At 65.0% G+C, this 22279-nt stretch carries 26 protein-coding genes; 15 read left to right on the forward strand and 11 right to left on the reverse strand.

The features are described 5' to 3' along the window. Nucleotides 1–87: 87 nt before the first annotated feature. Nucleotides 88–981, reverse strand: a complete 894-nt coding sequence (sucD, locus tag AC1DHL_RS16400) for a succinate--CoA ligase subunit alpha (protein ID WP_028249930.1) — start codon at nt 979–981, stop codon at nt 88–90. A 9-nt stretch (nt 982–990) separates the two neighbouring features. Then, nucleotides 991–2157: an ADP-forming succinate--CoA ligase subunit beta gene (gene sucC, locus AC1DHL_RS16405; protein WP_478162643.1), complete on the reverse strand. Its 1167-nt coding sequence runs from the start codon at nt 2155–2157 to the stop codon at nt 991–993. Nucleotides 2158–2340: 183 nt separating this feature from the next. Here sucC and argC point away from each other — a divergent pair, with 183 nt between their 5' ends. Beyond that, nucleotides 2341–3264 carry an N-acetyl-gamma-glutamyl-phosphate reductase gene (argC, locus tag AC1DHL_RS16410; RefSeq protein ID WP_478162644.1) on the forward strand — a complete coding sequence of 308 codons (924 nt, stop codon included), beginning with the start codon at nt 2341–2343 and terminating at the stop codon, nt 3262–3264. Nucleotides 3265–3336: 72 nt separating this feature from the next. Here the strand turns inward: argC and recX are convergent, their stop codons facing one another. Next, nucleotides 3337–3786, reverse strand: a complete 450-nt coding sequence (gene recX, locus AC1DHL_RS16415; protein WP_478162645.1) for a recombination regulator RecX — start codon at nt 3784–3786, stop codon at nt 3337–3339. A gap of 66 nt (nt 3787–3852) precedes the next feature. Further along, a complete protein-coding gene (recA, locus tag AC1DHL_RS16420; protein ID WP_478162646.1) occupies nt 3853–4938 on the reverse strand; it encodes a recombinase RecA in 1086 nt (361 codons plus the stop codon). Nucleotides 4939–5083: 145 nt separating this feature from the next. Between recA and AC1DHL_RS16425 the strand changes: the two genes are divergently transcribed. The 3 genes from AC1DHL_RS16425 to AC1DHL_RS16435 are packed head-to-tail and all read left to right on the forward strand — an operon-like array spanning nt 5084 to nt 7790. After that, a complete protein-coding gene (locus AC1DHL_RS16425; RefSeq protein ID WP_478162647.1) occupies nt 5084–5569 on the forward strand; it encodes a MarR family winged helix-turn-helix transcriptional regulator in 486 nt (161 codons plus the stop codon). Nucleotides 5570–5620: 51 nt separating this feature from the next. Then, nucleotides 5621–6295, forward strand: a complete 675-nt coding sequence (locus AC1DHL_RS16430; RefSeq protein WP_478099732.1) for a response regulator — start codon at nt 5621–5623, stop codon at nt 6293–6295. A gap of 31 nt (nt 6296–6326) precedes the next feature. Next, nucleotides 6327–7790, forward strand: coding sequence for a sensor histidine kinase N-terminal domain-containing protein (locus AC1DHL_RS16435; protein WP_478099730.1), 1464 nt, complete (start codon nt 6327–6329; stop codon nt 7788–7790). Here the strand turns inward: AC1DHL_RS16435 and AC1DHL_RS16440 are convergent. From AC1DHL_RS16440 to AC1DHL_RS16450, 3 genes are read right to left on the reverse strand one after another with little or no spacing between them, the layout of a single operon-like run. Then, entirely contained in the window at nt 7787–7978 is a 192-nt protein-coding gene (locus tag AC1DHL_RS16440) for a sporulation protein (protein ID WP_478099728.1), read from the reverse strand. The genes AC1DHL_RS16435 and AC1DHL_RS16440 overlap by 4 nt on opposite strands. Next, a complete protein-coding gene (locus AC1DHL_RS16445) occupies nt 7975–8772 on the reverse strand; it encodes a biotin--[acetyl-CoA-carboxylase] ligase (protein WP_478099726.1) in 798 nt (265 codons plus the stop codon). The genes AC1DHL_RS16440 and AC1DHL_RS16445 overlap by 4 nt, the downstream gene beginning before the upstream one ends. 2 nt (nt 8773–8774) lie before the next feature. Then, the gene (locus AC1DHL_RS16450; protein ID WP_478099724.1) at nt 8775–9392 is read right to left on the reverse strand and encodes an SET domain-containing protein; all 618 of its coding nucleotides are present in this window, start codon (nt 9390–9392) and stop codon (nt 8775–8777) included. 85 nt (nt 9393–9477) lie between these two features. On the opposite strand from AC1DHL_RS16450, the gene AC1DHL_RS16455 reads away from it, so the two are divergent. Further along, entirely contained in the window at nt 9478–12408 is a 2931-nt protein-coding gene (locus AC1DHL_RS16455; protein WP_478162648.1) for a DNA topoisomerase III, read from the forward strand. A 14-nt stretch (nt 12409–12422) separates the two neighbouring features. Then, on the forward strand, nt 12423–12590 hold the full coding sequence (locus AC1DHL_RS16460; RefSeq protein ID WP_478099719.1) for a hypothetical protein: 168 nt from the start codon (nt 12423–12425) through the stop codon (nt 12588–12590). Nucleotides 12591–12594: 4 nt separating this feature from the next. On the opposite strand, the gene AC1DHL_RS16465 is transcribed toward AC1DHL_RS16460, so the two are convergent. Continuing rightward, nucleotides 12595–13476, reverse strand: coding sequence for a gamma-glutamyl-gamma-aminobutyrate hydrolase family protein (locus AC1DHL_RS16465; protein WP_478099717.1), 882 nt, complete (start codon nt 13474–13476; stop codon nt 12595–12597). Between the two features lie 177 nt (nt 13477–13653). On the opposite strand from AC1DHL_RS16465, the gene AC1DHL_RS16470 reads away from it, so the two are divergent. Continuing rightward, on the forward strand, nt 13654–14709 hold the full coding sequence (locus tag AC1DHL_RS16470) for a sugar phosphate isomerase/epimerase family protein (protein ID WP_478162649.1): 1056 nt from the start codon (nt 13654–13656) through the stop codon (nt 14707–14709). 115 nt (nt 14710–14824) lie between these two features. On the opposite strand, the gene AC1DHL_RS16475 is transcribed toward AC1DHL_RS16470, so the two are convergent. After that, nucleotides 14825–15910, reverse strand: a complete 1086-nt coding sequence (locus AC1DHL_RS16475) for a S1C family serine protease (RefSeq protein ID WP_478162650.1) — start codon at nt 15908–15910, stop codon at nt 14825–14827. Between the two features lie 373 nt (nt 15911–16283). On the opposite strand from AC1DHL_RS16475, the gene AC1DHL_RS16480 reads away from it, so the two are divergent. The 5 genes from AC1DHL_RS16480 to AC1DHL_RS16500 all read left to right on the forward strand — a co-directional run bounded on the left by AC1DHL_RS16480 (nt 16284) and on the right by AC1DHL_RS16500 (nt 18891). After that, nucleotides 16284–16532 carry a hypothetical protein gene (locus tag AC1DHL_RS16480; protein WP_478162651.1) on the forward strand — a complete coding sequence of 83 codons (249 nt, stop codon included), beginning with the start codon at nt 16284–16286 and terminating at the stop codon, nt 16530–16532. A 51-nt stretch (nt 16533–16583) separates the two neighbouring features. Then, nucleotides 16584–16856: a translation initiation factor IF-1 gene (gene infA / locus AC1DHL_RS16485; protein ID WP_286519699.1), complete on the forward strand. Its 273-nt coding sequence runs from the start codon at nt 16584–16586 to the stop codon at nt 16854–16856. 8 nt (nt 16857–16864) lie between these two features. Beyond that, entirely contained in the window at nt 16865–18271 is a 1407-nt protein-coding gene (gene dbpA, locus AC1DHL_RS16490) for an ATP-dependent RNA helicase DbpA (RefSeq protein WP_478162652.1), read from the forward strand. A 35-nt stretch (nt 18272–18306) separates the two neighbouring features. After that, nucleotides 18307–18477 carry a hypothetical protein gene (locus AC1DHL_RS16495; RefSeq protein ID WP_478099707.1) on the forward strand — a complete coding sequence of 57 codons (171 nt, stop codon included), beginning with the start codon at nt 18307–18309 and terminating at the stop codon, nt 18475–18477. A 90-nt stretch (nt 18478–18567) separates the two neighbouring features. Beyond that, nucleotides 18568–18891, forward strand: a complete 324-nt coding sequence (locus AC1DHL_RS16500) for a hypothetical protein (protein ID WP_478162653.1) — start codon at nt 18568–18570, stop codon at nt 18889–18891. A gap of 6 nt (nt 18892–18897) precedes the next feature. Here AC1DHL_RS16500 and AC1DHL_RS16505 read toward each other — a convergent pair whose 3' ends face one another. Further along, nucleotides 18898–19602, reverse strand: coding sequence for a TetR/AcrR family transcriptional regulator (locus tag AC1DHL_RS16505; protein ID WP_478162654.1), 705 nt, complete (start codon nt 19600–19602; stop codon nt 18898–18900). Nucleotides 19603–19787: 185 nt separating this feature from the next. Here AC1DHL_RS16505 and AC1DHL_RS16510 point away from each other — a divergent pair, with 185 nt between their 5' ends. Together AC1DHL_RS16510 and AC1DHL_RS16515 are read left to right on the forward strand one after the other, a co-directional pair. Then, nucleotides 19788–20699: a c-type cytochrome gene (locus tag AC1DHL_RS16510; RefSeq protein ID WP_478162655.1), complete on the forward strand. Its 912-nt coding sequence runs from the start codon at nt 19788–19790 to the stop codon at nt 20697–20699. Between the two features lie 80 nt (nt 20700–20779). Next, nucleotides 20780–20959, forward strand: coding sequence for a hypothetical protein (locus AC1DHL_RS16515; RefSeq protein WP_478162656.1), 180 nt, complete (start codon nt 20780–20782; stop codon nt 20957–20959). Between the two features lie 18 nt (nt 20960–20977). Here the strand turns inward: AC1DHL_RS16515 and AC1DHL_RS16520 are convergent, their stop codons facing one another. Further along, nucleotides 20978–21289: a plasmid stabilization protein gene (locus AC1DHL_RS16520; protein ID WP_478162657.1), complete on the reverse strand. Its 312-nt coding sequence runs from the start codon at nt 21287–21289 to the stop codon at nt 20978–20980. Between the two features lie 205 nt (nt 21290–21494). On the opposite strand from AC1DHL_RS16520, the gene AC1DHL_RS16525 reads away from it, so the two are divergent. Continuing rightward, nucleotides 21495–22274: an SGNH/GDSL hydrolase family protein gene (locus tag AC1DHL_RS16525; RefSeq protein WP_478162658.1), complete on the forward strand. Its 780-nt coding sequence runs from the start codon at nt 21495–21497 to the stop codon at nt 22272–22274. Nucleotides 22275–22279 lie beyond the last annotated feature (5 nt).

The raw sequence follows: 22279 nt of genomic DNA on the forward strand, positions 1-22279 counted from the left end.
AGGCCACTTGTTATTCGATTGAAAAAGCGCCCGCAACCTGAATTGCGGGCGCCCTTTCTTGTGTGGTTCAGTACGCTGGCGCGATTATCAGATAAGCGCCTTCAGGCGTTTTGCCAGCTCCGAGAAATTACGCGTCACGGTGAATCCGCATTCTTCCATGATGGCGAGCTTGGCGTCCGCGGTGTCGGCGCCGCCGGAAATCAGCGCGCCAGCATGACCCATGCGCTTGCCGGGTGGCGCAGTCACGCCGGCGATGAAACCGACGATCGGCTTCTTCATGTTGTCCTTGCACCAGCGTGCCGCATCGGCCTCGTCGGGGCCGCCGATTTCGCCGATCATGATGACCGCATCGGTGTCGGGATCGTCGTTGAAGGCCTTCATCACGTCGATGTGCTTGAGGCCGTTGATCGGATCACCGCCGATACCCACGGCGCTCGACTGGCCGAGACCGATTTCGGTCAGTTGAGCCACGGCTTCATAGGTCAGCGTGCCGGAGCGGCTGACCACGCCGATGCGGCCCTTGCGGTGGATGTGACCGGGCATGATGCCGATCTTGATTTCGTCGGGCGTGATCAGGCCGGGGCAGTTCGGGCCGAGCAGCAGCGTCTTCTTGCCGCCGGCGGCTTCCTTGGCCTTCATCTTGTTGCGCACTTCGAGCATGTCGCGCACCGGGATGCCTTCGGTGATGCAGATCGCCATGTCCAGGTCGGCCTCGACAGCTTCCCAGATCGCGGCGGCAGCGCCAGCCGGCGGCACGTAGATCACGGACACGGTGGCGCCGGTCTGCGTCGCGGCTTCCTTGACGGAGCCGAAGATCGGGATGTTGAAGATCGACTCGCCGGCCTTCTTCGGATTCACGCCGGCCACGAAGCAGTTCTTGCCGTTCGCGTATTCCTGGCACTTCTCGGTGTGGAATTGGCCGGTCTTGCCGGTGATGCCTTGCGTGATGACTTTGGTGTCTTTGTTGATGTAGATCGACATGACGTTTCCTTAGGCTTTCTTGACTGCTGCCACGACCTTCTGGGCCGCTTCCGCCATGGTGTCGGCGCTGATGATCGGCAGGCCCGAATCGGCCAGCAGCTTCTTGCCTTCGACTTCGTTGGTGCCCTTCATGCGCACGACCAGCGGCACTTGCAGGTTCACGGCCTTGCAGGCTGCGATCACGCCGGTGGCGATGGTGTCGCACTTCATGATGCCGCCGAAGATGTTGACGAGGATGGCCTCGACATTCTTGTTCTTCAGCATGATCTTGAAGGCTTCGGTGACCTTCTCGGGGGTGGCGCCGCCGCCAACATCGAGGAAGTTGGCGGGCTCGCCGCCGAAGAGCTTGATGGTGTCCATGGTCGCCATCGCGAGGCCGGCGCCGTTCACCAGGCAGCCGATGTTGCCGTCGAGGCTGATGTACGCGAGGTCGAACTTGCTGGCTTCGACTTCGGCCGCGTCTTCTTCGTCGAGGTCGCGCAGGGCGACGATTTCGGGGTGGCGGAACAGCGCGTTGCTGTCGAAGTTGAACTTGGCGTCGAGCGCAACGACGTTGCCCTTGCTGTCGCGGTTGAGCGGGTTGATCTCGACCAGCGAGGCGTCCGTCTCCATGTAGCAGGTGTAGAGCTTCTTGAAGACATCCACGGCCTGGGCGGTGGAGTCGGCCGGGATGCCGATGGCGTCCGAGATCTTCTTGGCTTGCGCGTCACCGAGGCCGGTGAGCGGATCGACGAACTCGGTGACGATCTTCTCGGGCGTGGAGTGAGCCACTTCCTCGATGTCCATGCCGCCTTCGCTGGAGGCGATGATCGCGACCTTCTGCGTGGCGCGGTCGGTCACGACCGAGACGTAGTATTCCTTCTGGATGTCGGCGCCGTCCTCGATGTAGAGGCGGCGGACCTTCTGGCCTTCAGGGCCGGTCTGGTGCGTCTTGAGCTGCATGCCGAGGATTTCGCTGGCGAGCTTCTTGACGTCTTCGATCGACTTGGCGACCTTGACGCCGCCACCCTTGCCGCGGCCACCCGCGTGGATCTGGGCTTTGACAACCCAGACCGGGCCGCCGAGCTTCTGAGCGGCCTCGACCGCCTCCTGCACTGTGTACGCCGGAATGCCACGGGGCACAGGCACGCCGAACTTGGCAAGAATTTCCTTGCCTTGGTACTCGTGAATCTTCATGAGGGTGTCTCTCGGAACGGGGTTTAGAGATCGGGAGAAATTTTGGCTGTTGTCCGCGGGCCACGGCGCCTGACGGCGGGGGCGGCGAACAGCAGGGGACTGTATCATGGTGCGCCGCACCAAGGTCTGACCCTTGCGCTGTGGTCAATACGTAGTTACTCCAGAGCTTTTCGAGGCCCTACCATGCCCAAGGTCTTCATTGATGGCGAAGCCGGCACCACCGGCCTCCAGATCCGCGAGCGGCTTCAGTCGATGCCGAACATCGAACTCGTGAGCATCGCCCCCGAGTTGCGAAAGGACGTCGCCGCCAAGCGCCAGTTGATGGCGGGTGTCGATCTCGTGGTCCTGTGCCTGCACGACGATGCCGCGCGCGAATCGGTGGCACTGATCGATCAGCTCGAAGGCCGCCGCCCCAAGATCATCGATGCCTCCACCGCGCACCGCACGGCAGAAGGCTGGGTGTTCGGATTTCCTGAACTCGCGGCAGGCCAGAAAGACGCGGTGGCAAAGGCCGAACGCGTGGCCAACCCGGGCTGCTATGCAACGGGCGCCATCGCCATCGTTCGCCCTCTGGTCGACGCCGGCCTGCTTCCGCCCGGATTCCCGATCGCCCTCCCCTCCGTCAGCGGCTATTCCGGCGGCGGACGCACCATGATCGAAGCGTACGAAAAGGGCGAGGCGCCGGCGTTTGAAACCTACGCGCTCGGACTCAAGCACAAGCACATTCCCGAGATCATGAAATACACCGGCCTGACCCGTCGGCCGGTGTTCATTCCGTCGGTCGGCAACTTCAAGCAAGGCATGCTGGTTCAGTTGCCGCTGCACCTCGACGACCTGCCCGACCGCCCCAAGGCCGGCGACCTGCACGATGCCCTCGCCTCGCACTACGCGAAGAGCAATACGCCGGAGCAATTCGTGAAGGTGCTTCCGCCCACCACGGACGGCAAGCTCGATGCGGTGGCGCTCAACGACACCAATCAACTCGAGATTCGCGTGTTTCCGAATGAAGACCATCGGCACGCCGTCGTGATCGCCCGACTCGACAACCTGGGCAAGGGTGCGAGCGGCGCGGCCGTCCAGAACATGAAGCTGATGCTGGGGATCTAGCTCGCCCCCAGGTTGCCCGCACTTCGTGTCGGGCGCCCACCCCCTACCGGGGGCAACACCAGCGGGCCGGTGTTATTCATCGGGGTCGTAGCGTAGTACCTTGGAGACCACGGCGCCGTTGAATCCGCGCGCCAGCAGGAATCGCGTCTGCTTCGCTCGCTCCGTCCCATCCTGCGGAAGGGCATCGAAGCGGCGGCGCCACACTTCACGAGCCCGGTCCAGTTCGCTGCCTTGCAGGCTTGCGACTGCTTCAGCGACAGCCTCGGGCGCGATGCCTTTGTGAAGCAGTTCCTGGCGCACACGCGCCGCGCCATGCCGCGCTGCGCGCTGATGCAGCACCGACTGCACCACCCTCGCCTCGCTGATGAAATCCTTGGCGGTCAGTTCGTCCAGCGCGCGCGACAGCTCGCCGGGTTGTTCCTCGTATTTCGCGAGCTTGCGTTCAAGCTCCGCGCGTGAGTGTTCGCGCTGGCTCAGCAGGCGAAGCGCGCGGCCCTTGAGGGATGGTGCGGCAAAGGCCATGACATGAATGATCGCTGCGTGTCAAAACCGCGCCCGCCGCGTCGGCGGGTGCTTCTGCAGGAAGCCTTACTTCCCGGCTTTCTCGGCCTTCTCGGCCGGTGCGTCCGCCGCCTCGGTCAGCAGCAGCGGGATGCCCAGCGATTCGCGCACCTTGTTCTCGATTTCGCGCGACAGCTCGCGGTTCTCGCGCAGGAACTCACGCGCGTTATCGCGGCCCTGCCCGATCTTCTCGCCGTTGTAGGCGTACCAGGCGCCCGACTTGTCGACGATCTTGGCGGTCACGCCCATGTCGATGATCTCGCCCTCCCGACTGATGCCTTCGCCGAAGAGGATGTCGAACTCCGCAGTCTTGAAGGGCGGCGACACCTTGTTCTTGACCACCTTGACCTTGGTCTCGTTGCCGATCGCCTCGTCGCCCTTCTTGATGGTGCCGATGCGACGGATGTCCAGGCGCACGGAGGCGTAGAACTTCAGCGCATTGCCGCCGGTGGTGGTTTCGGGCGAGCCGAACATCACGCCGATCTTCATGCGGATCTGGTTGATGAAGATGACCATGCAGTTGGTCTTCTTGATGGTGGCCGTGAGCTTGCGCAGCGCCTGGCTCATGAGGCGTGCTTGAAGGCCGGGGAGCGAGTCGCCCATTTCACCTTCGATTTCGGCCTTGGGCGTGAGCGCGGCGACCGAGTCGACCACGATCAGGTCGACCGCGCCCGAGCGAACCAGCGAATCGACGATCTCGAGCGCCTGCTCGCCGGTGTCGGGCTGACTGATGAGCAGGTCGGACAGGTTCACGCCGAGCTTCTGGGCGTATTGCACGTCGAGTGCGTGTTCGGCATCGACGAAGGCGCAGGTGCCGGCCTGGCGCTGCATTTCGGCGATGACCTGGAGGGTGAGCGTGGTCTTGCCCGAGGATTCCGGACCGTAGATCTCGATCACGCGGCCGCGCGGCAGGCCGCCGACGCCAAGCGCGATGTCGAGACCCAGCGAGCCGGTAGAGACCACCTGGATGTCTTCGAGCGCTTCGCCCTCCCCCAGACGCATGATCGCGCCCTTGCCGAACTGCTTTTCGATCTGGGCCAGGGCGGCCTGCAGGGCCTTGGCCTTTTCGCTGCTGGCGACCGAGATGCTTGTGCCCTTGACGACTGCGTCCATGTGAAAACTCCTTGAATATCAATGGGTTGTATTGGATTCATCCATCTGCTTTTAACCACAGGCTGGATGCTTGAACAGTAGTGTAGGGGCTGATGAATGGGCGATGGTCTGTTTTTTGGTCAGTTTGCTTTACTATCGATCGACGATGACTGACGCGGCATTCTCAATCGACCATGACGCCTGGCGGCAAACCCATCTGGGCCGGTTGCTGGGTCACGCCATGCGCCGCTTCGACGAACGCGTGCTGGCGTTGATGGCCCACGACGCCGAGGTGCCACTGGCGCTTTCCAACCTCGCGGCACGCGCGCAGGTGAGCGCAGCCCACATCCACATCACGCGGCATCTGTCGCGCGAAGGCTCGCGCCTCACGGACCTGGCTGAACGCGCAGGAATGACCAAGCAGGCCATGGGCACGCTGGTCGACCAGTGCGAGGCTTGGGGCCTGGTGACGCGCGGCCCCGATCCGCTCGATGCGCGCGCGCGCCGCGTGATGTTCACCACCGATGGACTGGCGTGGCTGGAAGCCTTCCGAAACGCGGTGGCCCAGGCCGAAGCCGAGTTCCGCGCGAGCGTCGGCGATGACGTCGCCACCGTGGTAACCATCGGACTCGAAGCCTATGCCGCGTCCTAGAATTCCGGAAGGGCGGCGGCCTGTGCAAGCCGCGATGTCTGGAGGCACGGGATGCGAATACTGATTGCGGAAGATGACCAAGTGCTGGCCGACGCGCTGCTGCGAAGCCTGCGCACCTCCGGCTCGGCGGTCGACCACGTGGCAACGGGGTCCCAGGCCGACGCCGCACTGATGACGAACAGCGAGTTCGATCTGCTCATTCTCGATCTCGGCCTGCCCAACATGCATGGCCTCGAGATCCTCAAGCGACTGCGCGCCCGCGGCTCGCAACTGCCGGTGCTGGTGCTGACCGCGGCCGACAGCGTCGAGGAACGGGTCAAGGGCCTCGATTACGGCGCGGACGACTACATGGCCAAGCCTTTTTCGTTGCAGGAACTGGAGGCGAGGGTGCGCGCGCTCACGCGGCGCGGCATGGGCGGCACCAGCAACGCCATCAGGCACGGCCCGCTGGTCTACGACCAGGCCGGCCGTGTCGCGACCATCGACGGCAAGATGATCGAACTCTCGGCACGCGAACTCGGCCTGCTCGAAGTGCTGCTGCAACGTGCAGGCCGCCTGGTGAGCAAGGACCAGTTGGTTGAACGCCTGTGCGAGTGGGGCGAGGAAGTCAGCCTCAACGCCATCGAGGTCTATATCCACCGCCTGCGCAAGAAGATCGAGAAAGGCCCGGTTCGCATCGCCACGGTGCGCGGCCTCGGCTACTGCCTCGAAAAGATTCCCTCCTGATGCGCCAACGCGCGTAGCCTGGGCAAGCCGGGTGAAACTTTTTCAGCGCGCGCAGCGCTCTCTTTTCGGCGAGATCCTCGACTGGATGCTGACGCCGCTCCTGCTCCTGGTGCCGGTCAGCATCGGGGTCACGTGGTTGGTGGCACAGGGCATTGCCAACGCGCCGTTCGACCGCGCCCTCGAATCCAATATCCAGACGCTCGCACGACTGGTCGAGGTCGAGCATGACCGGGTCCAGTTCGTCCTGCCGCAGCCGGCGCGCGAGATCCTGAGCGGCGACGACGTGGACCGCGTGTACTACCAGTTGCTCGACGGACACGGCACGCTGCTCAGCGGCGAGCGGGACGTGCCGTTTCCCGGCACGGACGATCCGCCGTCGCCGGGCGTGGTCTACCTGAGCAGCAGCGAGATCCATGGGCAGCCGGTGCGGGTGGCCTCCCTTTGGATAGCCGGCAGCACGCCCGACGCGCCGATGGCGCTGCTGCAGGTGGCCGAGACACGCGAGAAGCAATCGATTCTCGCCACGGAAATCATCAAGGGCGTGTTGCTGCCGCAGTTTGCGATCCTGCCGCTGGCGGTGCTGCTGATCTGGCTCGCGCTGGTGCGCGGCATCAAGCCGCTGTCGGTGGTGGAGGCGCGCATTCGCGAGCGCCGGCCGGGCGACCTGAGTCCACTGGACGAATCCTCCGTGCCGCTCGAAGTGGTGCCGCTGGTGCTGTCGGTCAACGATCTGCTGAGCAAGCTCAACGACTCGATCGGCACGCAGAAGCGCTTCCTGGCCGATGCGGCGCATCAGCTCAAGACGCCGCTCGCCGGGCTGCGCATGCAGGCCGACCTGGCGCAGCGCGAGGGCGCCAACGCGGATGAGCTCAAGCAGTCGCTCAAGCAGATCGGCCGCGCGAGCGTGCGTGCGACCCACACGGTGAACCAGCTCCTGTCGCTCGCCCGCGCGGAAAGCAGCGGCGCCAACATCGGCCGGCAACCGTGCGATCTCGCGCGGCTCACCATCGAGGTCGTACGCGAGGCCGTACCGCGTGCGATCGACAAACGTATCGACCTCGGCTACGAAGGCGCCGAGGCAGGTGCACCGGGGGTCGTGCTCGATGGCAATCCGACGCTGCTCAAGGAGTTGGTGCGCAACCTGCTCGACAACGCGATCAACTACACGCCTTCGACGCCCGAACGCCCGGGAGTGATCACCGCGCGGGTGTTGGCAGATCCCTTCGGCCGCATCGTCGTGCTGCAGGTCGAGGACAACGGCCCCGGCATTCCCGAGAGCGAGCGCGAGCTGGTGTTCGAGCCCTTCTACCGCGTCCTCGGCAACGAGGCGGACGGCTCGGGCCTCGGCCTGCCGATCGTGCGGGAGATCGCGCGGCAGCACTTCGCGACGGTGCGGCTGGAAGACGCCCATCCGGGCCAGCATCCGCCCGGCACGCTCGTCAGCTTGCGCTTCGACGGCAACGAAAGCGAACGCCACGCCGTCAGGCCTCGCTAGATGCCGCCTCCAGACCCGTTCTTGCGAATTTCGAGCATCTGCGGCCGCACCTGCTGCTGCAGACGCTGAGGTTCCCGCTCGTCGAAGCGAGCGGGCTTGGCACCGAACACGGCGAGCCCGCCGTGAGACCACGCGTAGTAGCCCAGGTTGGCCAGCAACAGCGCCACCACCAACAGTCGCAACTTCATTGCGACGAGCGAACAGGCCGCACGCTGACTTCGGCGCTGGTGATGGTCTTCATGCCGTCGGCCGTCTGAACAAGCAGCTCGCCGCCCCAGCCGACGCCCTCGCAGCGCCCTTCGGTGCCGTCGCTGAGGCGCACCTCACGGCCGTGAAGGATGTCGCGCGCGGCGAATCGAGGTGCAAAGGGCACGAAGCCCCGCTCATCGAAGAGCCGGACGCTGTGCACCAGCGGCACCACGACTTCGCGAAGCACCTCGGGCGCGGTGGCGAGCGGTTGCCACTCCTGGAGCCAGGCCGGCGCAGTGCTGAGTCCGGCCGCTTCCCGCGGCCCGATGTTGATCCCGATGCCGATCACCAGGTAGCGCTCGGGTGAATCGGGCTGGAGCAGGGCGGTTTCGATCAGGATGCCGCCGAGCTTGCGGTCGCCGACCCACAGGTCGTTGGGCCACTTCAGCGCAAGACCTGCCGCATTCGAAGGGTCGAGGCTTTCTGCCACGCTGACGCCGACCGCCAGCGACAGGCCCGACCAGTCGCGGGGTGCCAGCGAAAGGCCGAGCGAGAAGGTGAGTGATGCAGGTTCGCCCGCGTTCTGCGCGCTTTCCCAATTTCGGCCCAGCCGTCCGCGACCGGCGGTTTGCCGCTCGGCCACCAGCAGCATGGGGGACCGGCGGCCATCCCGGGCACGGCGCATCAGCTCACTGCTGGTGGAGTCGATCTCGGCGACGACTTCCACGTCCAGGCCCGGCAATGGCTGTGCCAGCGCGTCCGTGATCTCGTTCTCGAACCAGGGTGCAGCCATGCTCAGTCCTTGTTGGACTTTGCAGTCTTCGCCGCCTTGTCGGCTTTGCCTTTTTTCTTCTTCGGTTCCTTGCGTGCCTCGTTCTTCTCGCTTTTCTTTTCGCTCTTGGCGCTCTTCTTGGCCTTCTTGTCCTTCTTCTTGTCCTTCTCGTCGGACTTCGGCGCCAGCAGGGTGCCTCGGCAGTTTTTCGAGCCGCACCAGCACGGGAAATCCGCCTTCAGCTTCCTGGTGTAGGGTTCGTCGATGATCAGGCCGTAGTCGTAGCTCAGCTCTTCGCCGGCAGCGATATTGCGCAGCGCCTTGATGAAGACGCGGCCGTCCTGCTCGTCGGCTTCGCAGCTCGGATCGCAGGAATGATTGATCCAGCGGGCCGCATTGCCCTTGACGCCGCCGTCGATCACCCGGCCGTCATCGATATGGAAGTAGAACGTGTGGTTGGGCTGCGCCGGGTCATGCGGATGGCGGCGCAGCGCCTCCTTCCACGTGATGATCTCGCCCTTGTATTCGATGAGCGTCTCGCCCTCCGCGATATCCTGCACGGCGAATACGCCGTTGCCATGGACGGCGGAGCGCCGTGTCTGAATGCGGCGGCCGCTGGAAACAAGGGACTTGGAAGGCATCGGCGAAGTCTGATAGTTTGAATATGTACGCATGCGCGTGCGCGTGCGCACGCGAGAAGCGCCAGATTGTAAGGATGACTTGTCAATGAAGACTTTGGTGATTGCAGAGAAGCCGTCGGTGGCCCAGGACATCGTGCGCGCGCTCACGCCGGTGGCCGGCAAATTCGACAAGCACGAGGAGCACTTCGAGAACGACAAGTACGTTGTCACGAGTGCCGTGGGCCACCTGGTCGAGATCCAGGCGCCCGAGGAGTTCGACGTCAAGCGGGGCAAGTGGAGCTTCGCGAACCTGCCGGTGATTCCGCCGCGCTTCGACCTGAAGCCGGTCGACAAGACCAAGACCCGCCTCAATGCGGTGGTCAAGCAGGCCAAGCGCAAGGACGTGACCCAGCTCGTGAACGCCTGCGACGCGGGCCGCGAGGGCGAGCTGATCTTCCGGCTGATCGAACAATATGCGGGCGGCAAATCGCCGCTGGGCAAGCCGGTCAGGCGGCTCTGGCTGCAGTCGATGACGCCGCAGGCCATTCGGGACGGTTTTGATCAACTGCGCAGCGAGCAGCAGATGCAGGGCCTCGCCGACGCCGCGCGCTCGCGCTCCGAGGCCGACTGGCTGGTCGGCATCAACGGCACTCGCGCCATGACGGCGTTCAACTCGCGCGATGGCGGCTTCTTCCTGACCACCGTGGGCCGCGTGCAGACGCCGACGCTTTCGGTGGTTGTCGAGCGCGAAGAAAAGATCCGCAAGTTCGTCAGCCGCGACTACTGGGAAGTGCATGGCAGCTTCCTTGCCGAAGCCGGCGCGTACCCGGGCAAGTGGTTCAACCCCGACTGGAAGAAGCCGCCGCCCGGCCCTGACGGCGTGCCCGACCCCGAACAACGCGCCGACCGCGTCTGGAACGAGCGCGAAGCCCGCGAGGTCGCCGAGGCCGCGCGGGGCAAGGTCGCCAGCGTCACCGAGGAAAGCAAGCCCACGACAACGGCTTCGCCCATGCTGTTCGACCTGACCTCGCTGCAACGCGAGGCCAACAGCCGCTTCGGCTTCAGCGCGAAGACCACGCTGGCGCTGGCGCAAAGCCTGTACGAGCGCCACAAGGCGCTGACCTATCCGCGTACCGATTCGCGAGCGCTGCCGGAAGACTATCTCCCGGTCGTCAAGCAGACCATGGGGATGCTCGCCAACAGCGGCATGCGACACCTCGCGCCTTTTGCGCAGCAAGCGATCGACGGCAACTACGTCAAGCCGTCGAAGCGTATCTTCGACAACGCCAAGGTCAGCGATCACTTTGCGATCATTCCGACCCTGCAAGCGCCCAGTGGCCTGTCGGATGCCGAGCAGAAGCTCTACGACTTCGTCGTTCGACGCTTCCTGTCGGTGTTCTTCCCGAGTGCCGAATACCAGGTGACGACCCGCATCAGCACCGTCGAGCATGCGGGCAAGAAGTATCCGTTCCGCACGGACGGCAAGGTGCTGGTGAAGCCGGGTTGGCTCGCGATCTACGGCAAGGAAGCCCAGGACGATGAAAAGGAAGACGACAAGGACGGCAAGCGCCTGGTGCCGGTCAAGCCCGGCGAGTTGGTGAAGGTCGAATCCGCCGAAATCAAGGGACTGAAGACACGTCCGCCTGCGCGCTATTCGGAAGCCACGCTGCTCGGCGCGATGGAAGGCGCGGGCAAGACCATCGACGACGATGAACTGCGCGAGGCGATGCAGGAGAAGGGCCTCGGCACGCCGGCCACGCGCGCGGCCATCATCGAAGGCTTGCTGGCGGAAAAGTACATGCACCGCGAAGGCCGCGAGCTGATCCCGACCGCCAAGGCGTTCCAGCTCATGACGCTGCTGCGCGGCCTCGGCGTGGAGGAACTCTCCAAGGCCGAACTCACCGGCGAGTGGGAATACAAGCTGGCGCAGATGGAACACGGCAAGCTCAGCCGCGAAGCCTTCATGCGCGAGATTGCCGAGATGACGGAGCACATCGTCAAGAAGGCCAAGGAATACGACCGCGACACCGTGCCGGGCGACTACGCCACGCTCGAGACACCGTGCCCCAACTGCGGCGGCATCGTGAAGGAGAACTACCGCCGCTACTCCTGCACCGGCAAGCCGGGGCAGGAACCCTGCGGCTTCTCCTTCGGCAAGTCGCCAGCGGGCCGCACCTTCGAAGTGCAGGAAGCCGAGCAGCTGCTGCGCGACAAGCAGATCGGTCCGCTGGAGGGCTTCCGCTCCAAGGCGGGCTGGCCCTTCACCTCGGAAATCATCCTCAAGTTCGACGAGGAAGCGAACAACTGGAAGCTGGAATTCGATTTCGGCGACGACAAGAACGCCGAGACCGGCGAGATCGTCGACTTCGCCGGCCAGGAATCGCTCGGTCCATGCCCGAAATGTGGCGCGCGCGTGTTCGAGTACGGCAGCAACTACGTTTGCGAGAAGTCGGTGCCGACCAACGAACAGCCCACGCCGAGTTGCGACTTCAAGACCGGCAAGATCATTCTTCAGCAGCCCGTGGAGCGCGCGCAGGTCGAGAAGCTGCTCGCCACCGGCAAGACCGACCTCCTCGAAAAGTTCGTCTCGATGCGCACGCGTCGCGCGTTCAAGGCCTTCCTGGCGTGGAACAAGGAAGAGGGCAAGGTGACTTTCGAGTTCGAGCCCCGGACCAGCAAGTTCCCGCCGCGCAAGGCTTTCACCAAGGCAGCGCCCGCCGCCGCAAAGAAGGCCGCTGCGCCTGCGAAGGCCGCGACAAAGAAGACCGCTGCGAAGAAAGCTGCCGCGCCCAAGGCGCCGCGCAAGCCCGGCGCCGGGCTCAAGCCGAGCGATGCGCTCGCCGCCGTGATCGGCGGGGAACCCGTGGCCCGCACCGAGGTCATCAAGAAGCTATGGGACTACATCAAGGCCAACGGCCTGCAGGATGCGGCGAACAAGCGTGCGATCAATGCCGACGCAAAGCTCAAGCCCGTGTTCGGCAAGGACCAGGTCACGATGTTCGAGCTGGCCGGCATCGTCGGCAAGCACCTGACTTGAACTCGGAGATTCGCATGAAGTCATTTTTCGCCGCGCTGTTCGCAACCACCGGGATCTGCCTGCTCACGGCCTGCGCAGGAGCGGGCGGCGGCGGTGCTGACGGTTCGGCCAGCGCGGGAAGCAGCAGCGTGACGGTGTTCGGTACGGTCGACGCGGGCGTCAGCAGCTACAAGAACCGCTAAACCGCTAGCGCATCAGGAGCGCCTGCCGCAGCAACCGTGCCGCGCGGTTGCGGATGCGGCCTGGGGCAGTGCGCAGCGGCCCCTTGGGGCTGACCTTGGCCGTGGCGCAGGCCCACAGGAAGTCCTCCAGGATGGCCGTGTCGTCAAGCGTGTCGGTGGCACCGTACGTGTGGAACTCCGGATGCCATTGGGTGGCCGCGATGTAGCTGCGGCCGCGGTCCGACCGGCGGCGGATGGCTTCGGCCACATGATCGGGAATGCTCCACGCATCGACTTCGAAACCGGGGGCAAGGTCTTTCACGCCCTGGTGATGGATGCTGTTGACGCGCGTCGTTTCCATGCCCGGATAGAGCATCGACAGGCGCGATCCCGGCGTGACGCGGATTTCGTGGAAGTTCCGGTCGTAGGTCACCGGATCGCGATGCCGCTGCGCGTTGGGGTGCTGAACCTCGATGTCCTGATAGAGCGTGCCGCCGAAAGCCACGTTGATGAGTTGCAGGCCACGGCACACGCCGAAGATCGGCTTGCCAGCCTCCTCGAAGGCCTCGACCAGCGCAAGATCGTAGAGGTCGCGGACGCGGTCGCCGACCCATGCATCCTTGAGCGGAACTTCGCCGTAGCTGCCGGGCCAGACATCGGCACCGCCGTGCATCACCACGCCGTCGAGCCACTCCGCGTAGTGTGAGAGCTTGGTGTCGCCACGAGCGGTTTCGCCGGTCGGGCAGGGCACCATCACCACCATCGCCCCGGCGGACATCAGCCAGTGAGCAATCGACTGCTCCACGTATTGCAGGGTCTTGTTCGTGAACAAGGAGCGCGCGGGGTCGGCATGGAAGAAGCAGGCAGACAGGCCGATCTTCAGACGCCCGGAAACCGTTTGTGACATCGCTCTTTCGGGGCGCCGCATGAGCCGCGTCGCCCTCGGGTGGACAGGCATTCCATTGTGAGACGTTCCGTCGCGGAGCGCATACGTCATCCCACATCGCGACGTGTCGGACGGTGCCTTGCGTTGCTTTAACGCAAACGCGTGCATCATTTGCATCGATCGACCAGGAGACAACCCATGAAGACCATCAAAGGGCCCGCCATTTTTCTGGCCCAGTTCGCCGGCGACGCCGCGCCCTTCAACTCGCTCGACGCCATTGCCGGCTGGGCCGCGGGCCTCGGCTACAAGGGCGTCCAGATTCCCAGTTGGGATGGCCGCATCTTCGATCTCAGGAAGGCGGCGGAAAGCAAGACCTACTGCGATGAAGTAAGGGGCACGCTCGCCGGCCACGGGCTCGAAATCACCGAACTCTCGACCCATCTCCAGGGCCAGCTGATTGCCGTGCACCCGGCTTACGACGCAGGATTCGACGGCTTCGCCGCGCCCGAAGTCCGCAACGACCCGGGCAAACGCCAGAAATGGGCGGTCGAACAACTGCACTACGCCGCCCAGGCTTCGGCCAACCTGGGGCTGACGGCGCATGCGACCTTCTCGGGCGCACTGGCGTGGCCCTATCTCTATTCATGGCCGCCGCGCCCGGCCGGCCTGATCGAGGAAGCCTTCGACGAACTCGCGCGGCGCTGGAAGCCGATCCTCGACCGCTTCGACGACGCCGGCGTCGACGTCTGCTACGAGATCCACCCGGGCGAAGACCTGCACGACGGCGTGACCTACGAGATGTTCCTCGAGCGCGTGGGCAACCATCCGCGCGCCTGCCTGCTCTACGACCCGAGCCACTTCGTCCTGCAGCAGCTCGACTACCTCGCATACATCGACCACTACCACGAGCGCATCAAGATCTTTCACGTGAAGGACGCGGAGTTCAATCCGACCGGAAAGCAGGGCGTCTACGGCGGCTTCCAGTCCTGGATCAACCGCGCGGGCCGCTTCCGCTCGCTGGGGGATGGACAGGTGGACTTCGGCGCCATCTTCTCGAAGATGGCGGCCTACGACTTCCCCGGCTGGGCGGTGCTGGAATGGGAATGCTGCCTCAAGCATCCGGAAGACGGTGCACGCGAAGGCGCGGAATTCATCGCGCAACACATCATCGGAGTCGCCGACCGCGCCTTCGACGACTTCGCAGCCGGCAGCATCGACAAGGCCGCCAACAAGAAAATCCTGGGCATCCCCTGAGCCCCCCACAGCCGCCCTTTCCAGAAACACCGCGGAACCGGCTTTGCCGGGCCGCTGGTGTTGCCCCCGGCAGGGGGTGGGCGGCTACACGAAGTGAGCCAACCTGGGGGGAGCCTTATATCCCTTGAGGTTTGCGCAAAGTCTGCATGCGATCGACCGCGTGCACCTTGATCTTTCGCACTTCCGAACCTTGCTGCACCGTGAGCTCCACGTCGCCCTCTGCGCCCGGCCGCTTCCACAGCTGCTTGTAGAAGGCTTCGAGCGTGCTGACCTGAACGCCGTCGATTTCCAGCACCACGTCGCCGGGCTGAAGGCCCGCTTCAAGCGCCGGTCCCGAGCGATCGACCCGCACGATCTCCACATGACCGCCGCGCTCCGACGACGAGAGACCGAGCCATGGCCGCATGCTCGCTCGGGTAGTTCCGGTGGACTGCATTTCCTTCAGCACCGGCCGCAGCAGATCGACCGGCACGAACATGTTGCCCGGCAGCGTCTGATCCGGCCCGCCGGCTTCCAGGACGAACAAGCTGCCGATGCCGAGCAGTTCACCGTTACTGTTGAAGAGCGACGCGCCGCTGTGATTGGCAATGGGCGGGCTGGTGAAGATCGCCTCCTCGATGTGGTATTCCCAGTAGCCCGAGAACGGGCGCGTTCCGACCAGTCGGGTGAAGCCCACCTCGGTTCCGCTGCTGCTGCCGGTGGCGACCAGCAGCGGCTGCCCCTGCTTCAGAGACGCGATGCCGGCGAGCGGCACCGGCTCGATGCCGCGCAGCGGCACCAGGGGCCGAACCAGGCCGAATCCCGTCGCCAGGTCGTAGGCCACCTGACGCGCCGGCAGGACGCGCTCGTCCTGGGTGATCACTTCGATGGTTTCGGCTTCGAGCAGCAGGTAGCCGATGGTGAGGATCAGCCCGTCACGCCCGATCACCACGCCCGAACCCGACCGCCACTGGCCCAGGCTGTCGGCCGAGGTGGCGCCTTCGGTCGCGGTGACATTGAGCGCGACGACGGCGTCACCGGCGCGCTTGAGCGCACGCACCTGCGCGCTCGCCGAGGCGCTGTCGGGCACCGACGTTGCCGGCATGGCGGGAAGTCCGAGGAGGGCGACGCTCGCCACGAGCATCCAGCCGAACCATCGAACGCTGCCGCATGGAATCCAAAGGGCCAACGAAGGTCGGACGACTGATCCTTGAACTTGCATGGCCGCGCTCCTTGGAACGATGGTCTTGCCATGGTGCGCCGCTCGCGCCGCACTCGCAAGTCCTGTCACAAGACTGAAATAGCAACTGTTGTGCCAGATCGGCTAGAATGCCAGGTTCGTTTCGATACCACGACGAAGCATTTCGTCAAAATCGCCGGCTGGCCTGGAATTCCCAGGCCCTTTTATTTCCAAGCCGGCTCCAACAGTGTGTTGGTGCGCCAGACCGGGCGCCCATGATTGCCACCACTGCCTTCGTACTTGTTGAAGCGAACAGCGCGCTGTCCGCTCCGGTGGGCGCCATCTCCGGACGGCCTGCGCTCGTTTTTTCAAATATTTTCAGCGCACCGCGGCGTCGCGGTACGCAAGGCTTTCGATGGACATCATTCAACACAGCATCGCGGTGGGCAAGTACCTTGTTTCACCGCTCATCAAGGATCTGGACGACGGCCGCTTCTCGGCTTCCGTGTCGATCCGTTCCGGCCGCGGCAGCGGCATGCATGACCGGGTCATGCGCTTCACGCCACGCTTCGTCAGCCGCGCCGCTGCGGTGCGTTACGCCATCGACGAAGGCCTGGGCTGGGTGCGCGAACGCACTACCCCTCGCGCGCGTTGCGCTGCTTGAACCGGCCGACCATTTTCCTGTCCAATCACGACAACCATTCAAAGGTAATTCATGCCCAAGGAAGAACTGATCGAAATGAACGGCGCAGTCACTGAAGTGCTGCCTGATTCCCGCTACCGCGTGACCCTCGACAACGGCCACCAGCTGATCGCCTACAGCGGCGGCAAGATGCGCAAGCACCACATCCGCATTCTGGCGGGCGACAAGGTGTCGCTGGAGCTGTCTCCCTACGACCTGACCAAGGGGCGCATCACGTTCCGCCACCTCGAGCGCCGTGGTCCCCCGCCGGTCAACAGCGGCGGCAACAACTCCCAGCGTCGCTGATCCTCGCAGTGACCGGTCCGGCCACCGACTTCGCCACGCTGCCGCTTTCGCCAGAAACACTGGCGAACCTGACGCAGCTTGGCTACCTGCAGATGACGCCTATCCAGGCGGCCAGCCTGCCGGTGGCGTTGCTCGGCAAGGACCTCATCGCACAAGCCAAGACAGGCAGCGGCAAGACGGCCGCGTTCGCCCTGGCGCTGCTCGCCAATCTCAATCCGCGGCGCTTCGCGGTGCAAGCCATGGTGCTGTGCCCCACGCGTGAGCTGGCGGACCAGGTGACGACGGAAATCCGCCGTCTCGCGCGAGCCGCTGAAAACATCAAGGTGGTCACCCTGTGCGGCGGCGTCGCACTGCGCGGACAGCTCGCCAGCCTCGAGCACGGTGCGCACATCGTGGTCGGCACGCCCGGCCGCATCATGGATCACCTCGATCGCGGCAGCCTGAACCTCGAAGCGCTCAACACGCTGGTGCTCGACGAAGCCGATCGAATGCTCGACATGGGCTTCTTCGACGACATCGCCAAGGTTGCGCGCCTGTGCCCCAAGGAGCGGCAGACGCTGTTGTTCTCGGCCACCTACCCCGAAGGCATTGCCAAGCTCAGCGCGCAGTTCATGAGGACGCCACAGCAGATCACGGTCGAGGCGCAGCACGACGACACCAAGATCCGCCAGCGCTGGTACCAGGTCGAGGACAGCGACCGGCTGCACGCCGTCAGCCTGTTGCTCAACCATTTCCGTCCGCTCAGCACACTCGCCTTCTGCAATACCAAGCAGCAGTGCCGCGATTTGGTCCAGGTGCTGCAAGCCCAGGGCTTCAGCGCATTGGCGTTGTTCGGCGAGCTGGAGCAGCGCGCGCGAGACCAGGTGCTGGTCCAGTTTGCCAACCGCAGCTGTTCCGTCCTGGTTGCCACCGACGTCGCTGCGCGCGGACTCGACATTGCCCAGCTCGAAGCGGTGATCAACGTCGACGTGACCCCCGACCCCGAGATCCACATCCACCGAATCGGCCGCACAGGCCGCGGCGACGCAGAAGGCCTGGCGCTGAGCCTCGCCAGCATGGACGAGATGGGCAGCGTCGGGAAGATCGAGCAGTTGCAGGGCCGCGAATCCGAATGGCATCCGCTGTCAGAACTCACCGCCGGCCAATCGGGCGATGCGCCCCCCCTACGGCCGCCGATGGCCACGCTGCAGATCATCGGTGGCCGCAAGGAGAAGATTCGCGCCGGCGACGTACTGGGCGCGCTGACCGGCGAGGCCGGCTTCACCCGCGAGCAGGTCGGCAAGATCAACGTCAATGAGTTCTCCACCTACGTGGCGGTCGACCGGCGCATTGCGCGCGAGGCCGTGCACAAGCTTTCCACCGGCCGCGTCAAGGGCAAGACCGTCAAAGTGCGGCTGCTCGATGATGTGGCTTAATTACGTCCTTCGATTTCTTTTCACCAGAGCTTTCCATGCCCAAGAAAATCCGCACCGAGGCAGACCGCATTGCCACTCCCAAGCCCGTTCCGATGCCCGGCTACAGCCTTCCCAAGATGGGTGGCGGCCAGAAGGTGAGCCTGGAGCGCGGCACCGCGACCCGCAGCAAGAAGCACCCGGGCAAGCGCGCCAAGAAGGGCGGCTGACCGGGCAGCCGGGTCCGTTGCGCCAACGCGCGCAGCAATCCCCCCGAAACGCGCCTCCGGGCGCGTTTTTCATTGGATCTCTCGCACCCCATGTCCGACGACTACCAGATCGACATCCCGCCCTCGTTCTTCGCGGTCTACACCGATGCGAGGAAACGCCTCAGCGAGCCGATTGCCGTCGTCCGCTCGCGCTACGAGGTGTGCGAGGACCTTGCCAACCATCTGGTGCAGCACGCCCAGGTCCTGCGCCACGTCGAAGTGCCTTCCGAAGAAGAAATCCTGCTGCGGATTCATGCGGGCCTGAACTCGCCCGATGCCGGTGTGTCGCGCGCCGAAGCGATATGGATCGTGCGTCGTCTCGCCGAACTTCTCGGATGGGCCTGCCCGCCGATGGACGACGCGCCTATCCCATAAGGGGGCTCAGGCCGCCGGGCGCTTCGTCTTCGCCGCTGCCTTCGTCCGTGCGGGAGGCATCTCGCTCATCGGTGGAAAGGGCGGCAACGGTCGGAGGGCCACGGCCTTCGCTTCGGCATGACCCATGCCGAGGCCTCGCAGAACGCAGTTCGCCACATCGCGGCCGTGATTCGCAGGCGCCGCACCGTAGGCCACCGTGCGCATCGCCTGCTCCACGGTTCCGTTGATCATGTCCATGGCCGCCGTTTCGCTGGGCACCCGAAAAGCCTTCTGCTTGACGCCGAGACGAAGGTCGGCCAGCGCGTAGTCGCGGATCTCGATGAGGAGTTGCGGCGCGGCGGCCGCGATCTCCAGCATCATCAGCGCCCATTGCGGGCTTTCTTCGGCCAGCCAGATGTAGCGCCGAATGCCGATGGCCATGCGCTGGGCGCCTTCCTGGACACCTTGCTGGCTGTCCGTGATCCGGCGGCACAGCGTGTCGGCCAGGAGCAATGCCACCGCGCTTGCCAATTCTTCCTTCGTCTTGAAGTGGTTGTAGACCGTGCCGGTCGTCATGCCCGCGACCGCCGCGATTTCCTGCACCGTCGCCTCGACGTAGCCGCGCGCACCGAAGACCTTGATGGCGGCTTGCACCAGCAGCACGCGGGTGCGCTCGCGCTTGAGCAGGCCGGGCTGCGCCCGCCACACACTTTCGGCCAGGGCCCCTGGCAAAAGCGATATTGACGCTTCGCCAAAATTTACGCCATCATCCATTTTTGGATACCCAATGCAATTTTGAAGCACCCGTCAATTTAGCAGGAGCTAGCCATGTCTCCCAATCTCCGCCTGGACCATCTGGTCTTTGAGGTACGCCGCCGTTCGCGCGGGACCACGCCGCGGCACGCGAAGGAGGCTGCATGACGACCTCGCCGGGCAAGCGGTGGCTCAAGCGCATCGCCCTGGCGCTCGCGGTCTTGATCGCTCTCGCTGCGGCAGCGCTCTTCGCCGGCGACCAACTGGCGCGGCAGAAGATGCAGCGCAAGGTCGACGTTGCCGTGAAGGGCGTTCCATTTCGCGACGACGCGGCCGCGATCGAACGCGGGCGTTATCTTTTCGCGTCCCGTGGCTGCGTCGATTGCCACGGGGCCAAGGCGAGCGGCGCGATGTTCCTCGACGACGGCAAGGGCATGCGCATCGCCGGGCCCAACATCAGCCCCGGTCCCGGCAGTGTGGTCGTGGGCTACAAGCCGGAAGATTGGGAGCGTTCGATCCGCCATGGCGTCAATCCGCAGGGCAGGGCGCTGATGGTCATGCCGAGCGAAGACTACAACCGGCTGACTGACGACGACCTCGCCTCGCTGGTGGCCTACCTGCGTCACATCGAGCCCGCCACCGGCGGCGGTCCGGTGATCGAACTGCCTTTGCCCGTTCGCGTCTTTTACGGCTTCGGTTTGATGCACGACGCCGCGGCGAAGATCGATCACTCGCGCCCGCCCGAGCAACCCGTGCCCGATGGCGTGACGGTCGTTCATGGCGCCTATGTGGCGAACATGTGCCTCGGATGCCACGGCGCCAAGCTCAACGGCGGCAAGATCCCGGGTGGTCCGCCCGACTGGCCGGCGGCAGCCAACCTCACGCCGGGCGACGGATCCGCAATGTCCCGCTACCCGGACGCCGAAGCGTTCGCACGCCTCTTCAAGACCGGCACCCGGGCCGATGGCACGCCCGTCAAGGTCATGCCCTTCGGCTCCCTGCGCGAGATGAGCGATATCGACGTGCGAGCGCTGCATCTCTATCTGAAGACGCTGCCGCCGATGCCGCACGGCTGACGACGCCAGTCGTGGCTTTGCGGGTTGGCCGCAGCGACCGCAAGCCCTACGATGACGCCATCGCCAGACGGAGTCCCCACATGAGCAACGAGTTGCGCAACAAACTGCACGAGCTGCAAGAGCTTTCGAACAACGCTCCCGACCCGCAGACGCGGGCAATCATCGAAGCGTTGCGGCTCCAGACAGCCATCCTGAACGAGCGCTTGTTCCGCATCGAGCTTCAGCTCGCCGAAACCGCCAAGCGCGCAGACCCCGCTTGAGGCGGGCGCGTCGGCCGCTCAGCCGCGGTGCTCGGCGTTGCGCTTGCGCGTTGCCGCGGCCTTCCTGGCCGATGCCGAGCGTTGAGCAGCCGTGCGGGAGGCTGACGCGGCGCCGCCCAGGATGCCACCCTTGCGGGCCGGCGCATGGTTCTCCGCCTTGCCGCGGCCGGCGCCACTCTTCCTGCCGCCGCCGGTTTCGGCATTCACGGTCGCCCACGCGCGGCGCTCCGCCTCCGCCTTGCCGACCCCGCGGTGCTCGTAGCCGCTTTCAATGTGTTCGGCCTGGCGTTTCTGCTTGCCGGTGTACGACGATTTATCACCCCTTGGCATGCCGTGCTCCTTGTGCGTTGGGATATCCCATGTTTCGCAGTGCGCACGGCCGGCGGGTAGGAGAGCGCGGGCGATGCGCGTCAGTCGGCACTTTCACGGGCATTTCTCGTTGGCCGGGTACGCGCCGCGAGGTGGCCGTTCGGCTGCTTCCTACACCTCGCGGTTCACGCTACCTTTAAGCTTTCGAATGCCTCAAGGAGACTGTGTGAAACGCCAAAAACGCCAGAACATCGCAGCGGTCGCGGGCCTGTCCGTGGTGGCCGGCTTTGTCGCGGGAACGGCCGGCTATGCCGCCCTCCGGCTCCGGCAATCGGCCCGTCGGGCACGAACGGGCCATCCCTTCGACCGGCAAGCACGGCCGGAGGGCGCCCGCCTGCTGATCGTCGGAGACAGCACGGCCAAGGGAACCGGTGCGAGCGACCCCGAATACAGCCTGCCCGGACTGCTGGCGCGCGCCAACCCGACGCTCACGGTGGTCAACAAGGGCGCCCACGGAGCGCGCTTCGAGGACATCGCGCAACAGCTCGAAGAGGACGAGCGCTTCGATGCGGTGCTGGTGCTCGGCGGCGCCAACGACCTTTTCCACCTTGCCGGCGAGGCCGCGCTGCGCGACAGCGTCCGCCGCGTCGCGCAGCGCGCGCGGGTTTGCGCGGATCTGGTGGTCTTCATGCCACCCGGCAACCTGGGCAACACACGATTCTTCCTGCCGCCCTGGAGCTGGTTGATGCGCTACCGATCGCGCAGGCTCCATGCCATCGTCTCCGAGGCGGCGCAGGCCAACGGCGCCCACTACGTTTCTCTCTACGAGGAGCGCGACTACGACCCCTTCGCACGGCATCCCGACCGGCTGACCGCACGGGACGGCCTTCATCCGAGTGACGCAGGCTACGAGCTCTGGCAGCGCGAGCTCGAAACGCAGGTCCAGCTCTCAGCCAGGTTGCGCAAGATCGGGCGCAGCGCCAGCGTGCGTGGGCCGAGCTTCTGAGCCGG

This window comes from Variovorax sp. 10L426 (genome assembly GCF_056395305.1).

Excerpts from the sequence above, each read along its gene's own strand:
- recX (WP_478162645.1), bottom strand. The coding sequence starts at position 3,786 with ATGGCCTTTGCCGCACCATCCCTCAAGGGCCGCGCGCTTCGCCTGCTG.
- AC1DHL_RS16425 (WP_478162647.1), top strand. The coding sequence starts at position 5,084 with ATGACTGACGCGGCATTCTCAATCGACCATGACGCCTGGCGGCAAACC.
- AC1DHL_RS16450 (WP_478099724.1), bottom strand. The coding sequence starts at position 9,392 with ATGCCTTCCAAGTCCCTTGTTTCCAGCGGCCGCCGCATTCAGACACGG.
- sucC (WP_478162643.1), bottom strand. The coding sequence starts at position 2,157 with ATGAAGATTCACGAGTACCAAGGCAAGGAAATTCTTGCCAAGTTCGGC.
- AC1DHL_RS16470 (WP_478162649.1), top strand. The coding sequence starts at position 13,654 with ATGAAGACCATCAAAGGGCCCGCCATTTTTCTGGCCCAGTTCGCCGGC.
- AC1DHL_RS16515 (WP_478162656.1), top strand. The coding sequence starts at position 20,780 with ATGAGCAACGAGTTGCGCAACAAACTGCACGAGCTGCAAGAGCTTTCG.
- AC1DHL_RS16520 (WP_478162657.1), bottom strand. The coding sequence starts at position 21,289 with ATGCCAAGGGGTGATAAATCGTCGTACACCGGCAAGCAGAAACGCCAG.
- AC1DHL_RS16510 (WP_478162655.1), top strand. The coding sequence starts at position 19,788 with ATGACGACCTCGCCGGGCAAGCGGTGGCTCAAGCGCATCGCCCTGGCG.
- AC1DHL_RS16445 (WP_478099726.1), bottom strand. The coding sequence starts at position 8,772 with ATGGCTGCACCCTGGTTCGAGAACGAGATCACGGACGCGCTGGCACAG.
- AC1DHL_RS16465 (WP_478099717.1), bottom strand. The coding sequence starts at position 13,476 with ATGTCACAAACGGTTTCCGGGCGTCTGAAGATCGGCCTGTCTGCCTGC.
- argC (WP_478162644.1), top strand. The coding sequence starts at position 2,341 with ATGCCCAAGGTCTTCATTGATGGCGAAGCCGGCACCACCGGCCTCCAG.
- AC1DHL_RS16475 (WP_478162650.1), bottom strand. The coding sequence starts at position 15,910 with ATGCAAGTTCAAGGATCAGTCGTCCGACCTTCGTTGGCCCTTTGGATT.
- AC1DHL_RS16495 (WP_478099707.1), top strand. The coding sequence starts at position 18,307 with ATGCCCAAGAAAATCCGCACCGAGGCAGACCGCATTGCCACTCCCAAG.
- sucD (WP_028249930.1), bottom strand. The coding sequence starts at position 981 with ATGTCGATCTACATCAACAAAGACACCAAAGTCATCACGCAAGGCATC.
- AC1DHL_RS16455 (WP_478162648.1), top strand. The coding sequence starts at position 9,478 with ATGAAGACTTTGGTGATTGCAGAGAAGCCGTCGGTGGCCCAGGACATC.
- AC1DHL_RS16460 (WP_478099719.1), top strand. The coding sequence starts at position 12,423 with ATGAAGTCATTTTTCGCCGCGCTGTTCGCAACCACCGGGATCTGCCTG.
- AC1DHL_RS16500 (WP_478162653.1), top strand. The coding sequence starts at position 18,568 with ATGTCCGACGACTACCAGATCGACATCCCGCCCTCGTTCTTCGCGGTC.
- AC1DHL_RS16440 (WP_478099728.1), bottom strand. The coding sequence starts at position 7,978 with ATGAAGTTGCGACTGTTGGTGGTGGCGCTGTTGCTGGCCAACCTGGGC.
- recA (WP_478162646.1), bottom strand. The coding sequence starts at position 4,938 with ATGGACGCAGTCGTCAAGGGCACAAGCATCTCGGTCGCCAGCAGCGAA.
- AC1DHL_RS16430 (WP_478099732.1), top strand. The coding sequence starts at position 5,621 with ATGCGAATACTGATTGCGGAAGATGACCAAGTGCTGGCCGACGCGCTG.
- AC1DHL_RS16480 (WP_478162651.1), top strand. The coding sequence starts at position 16,284 with ATGGACATCATTCAACACAGCATCGCGGTGGGCAAGTACCTTGTTTCA.
- infA (WP_286519699.1), top strand. The coding sequence starts at position 16,584 with ATGCCCAAGGAAGAACTGATCGAAATGAACGGCGCAGTCACTGAAGTG.